Source organism: Priestia sp. BR_2 (genome assembly GCF_041954005.1).
Classification (GTDB): Bacteria; Bacillota; Bacilli; order Paenibacillales; family Paenibacillaceae; genus Paenibacillus_AQ; species Paenibacillus_AQ lautus_A.
On record NZ_JAVFHM010000307.1, the window covers coordinates 1 to 551 of the forward strand.

General features: G+C 30.7%; 1 protein-coding gene. It reads right to left on the reverse strand.

The genetic code is table 11. The annotated features are described in order from the left end of the window. Nucleotides 1–17: 17 nt before the first annotated feature. On the reverse strand, nucleotides 18–344 hold the full coding sequence (locus RB298_RS26550; protein WP_486049344.1) for a YflT domain-containing protein: 327 nt from the start codon (nucleotides 342–344) through the stop codon (nucleotides 18–20). Between the last annotated feature and the right edge of the window lie 207 nt (nucleotides 345–551).

Genomic DNA, 551 nt, shown 5'->3' on the forward strand with positions numbered 1-551 from the left:
GTATGCTCATATTGTGATTATGCTACTTTTAATGCAATTATTACTATATCTCCTCTATCCATTTTCTCTACACATTGTTCTATCTCTATCTCAGATAACCCTAATGAATGCATTTTCGCCCTGAGCTCTTCTTCTCGTGAACGAAATACATTTGCTATTGAATCAAAAATATGTTGTTCTGCTAGCCCAACATCACTTGTATCTGTGACATTCGTTAAATTCTTCGAATTTTCCTTGTTATAGGTAAATAAGTAGATGTCATCTCTTGTAAATTCTCCTTGTAAAAAGGTCTCAATTGCTTCTTTTGCCTCTGCACCATTTTTCGCTATTATGATATTATTCAATTTAAAATTCCTCCTAAATAAAAGATACTTCTAAGGTAGAGTTATCACTTTACATCTTTGAATGGGATAAAAGAGCAGTGAAATGACTGCTCTTCTTAAATGAGTAAATACTAATTGTTATCTTTTTTCGTATATATCTTAACGTTCTCTTAATTAAGCTTATAAAATTTGAATAAGTGTTAAAAACTAGTCTAATGCATTCTCAAC